Source organism: Shigella sp. FJ200513, from assembly GCF_040495915.1.
Classification (GTDB): Bacteria; Pseudomonadota; Gammaproteobacteria; order Enterobacterales; family Enterobacteriaceae; genus ECMA0423.
This window is the reverse complement of sequence record NZ_JBDYCV010000281.1, coordinates 1-508: the sequence shown is the minus strand read 5'-3', so window position 1 is coordinate 508 and position 508 is coordinate 1. Positions and strand designations below refer to the sequence as shown.

Sequence of the window (508 nt, the reverse complement as noted above, 5' to 3'; positions counted from 1 at the left end):
ATCGGTGGAGCTGCATGACAAGGTCATCGGGCATTATCTGAACATAAAACACTATCAGTAAGTTGGAGTCATTACCACAGAAATGTTGTCGTTTCTTACCAGTGAGGAACGAGAAGCCCTTACAAACATGCTCGCAAGGAAAGGTGTTGAGACTGTGCTACGCTTGTTAGATAAGGAAACTCAAGAGCTACTGCAACTAGAGGGCCGTAAACGCCTGGCAGCGTTGATGCTCGTTGATATGCCCGACGAGCAAGTCAGAGAGATTTTGGAAGAGATTGAAGCTAGTATTCTCTCAGAGAGTGTAAACGCGAAGGCGGGTTAACTTCATTGACCTGCCTTTAGGGTGCCTTTAAAATTCGTTTTTAAAGGCTACGATGACATTTTTGAAGAGTCTTAAAAGAATTAAAATACACGGCGCGCCTATCTTGAATGTTTTATCGATATCGAAGCATTGAGCATTTTTAACTCGTTTTATCTTGAATGCAATCGGCGCATAACTTATTGAATC

The 508-nt window shown here is 42.3% G+C and carries 1 protein-coding gene and 1 pseudogene; both read left to right on the top strand.

The genetic code is table 11. From position 1 onward, the window contains the following. The coding region (locus ABZJ92_RS22235) for an IS1 family transposase (RefSeq protein ID WP_071528444.1) at positions 1-61 on the top strand (61 nt) is incomplete at its 5' end. Positions 62-76: 15 nt separating this feature from the next. Then, positions 77-322 (top strand): annotated as a pseudogene (locus tag ABZJ92_RS22230) (hypothetical protein); the annotation flags it as partial. Positions 323-508 lie beyond the last annotated feature (186 nt).